Here is a 578-nt window from a genome sequence, read left to right as displayed (position 1 = left end):
GGTATCAAGCCTTAATTTTAGAACCCCAGTCTGTTGTCCCTCAAGAGTATATGGACTTTGGGAAAACCTTAATTGAAAAAGGCAAATTAGAGTCAGCAATTGAATTGTATAGAAAGGGGGTAGAAGTTTACCCGAGTTTGCCCCAATCTTATTATTGGTTAGGGGAAGCATTAAGTCGGAAACAACATTGGGAAGAAGCGATCGCAGCCTATAATCAAGCGATTATTCTGAATCCCCAAAGCCATCTATCTTATCAAAGTTTAGCCGATGCTTTAGTGCAACAAAAAAATTACGAACAAGCGATCGCCAATTATCAAAAAGCTATTGAACTGTGCCCAGATTTTTCTTGGACATATCATCAACTGGGAAATGCTTTATCTGAACAGGAAAAATGGCCAGAAGCCACCGTTGCTTATTATCAAGGAATCGCTCTAAATCCCAAGTTTTTTGGTTCCTATTATAAGTTAGGAGAAATTTGTTCTAAGACCGGAAAACCCGCAGAAGCGATTAATTGGTATCGTCAAGCCCTGGAGATTAATCCCGATAGTTTTTGGTTACATTTTACCTTGGGAAATGCT

Annotated in this window: 1 protein-coding gene; it reads left to right on the top strand. The window is 39.1% G+C overall.

The features are described 5' to 3' along the window. The coding region (locus PL11201_RS25395; protein ID WP_144017895.1) for a tetratricopeptide repeat protein at positions 1 to 578 on the top strand (578 nt) is incomplete at both ends.

Origin of the sequence: Planktothrix sp. PCC 11201, from assembly GCF_900009135.1 — a bacterium.
In the GTDB taxonomy this organism is placed as follows: domain Bacteria; phylum Cyanobacteriota; class Cyanobacteriia; order Cyanobacteriales; family Microcoleaceae; genus Planktothrix.
This window is presented reverse-complemented; position numbering and strand designations above follow the sequence as displayed.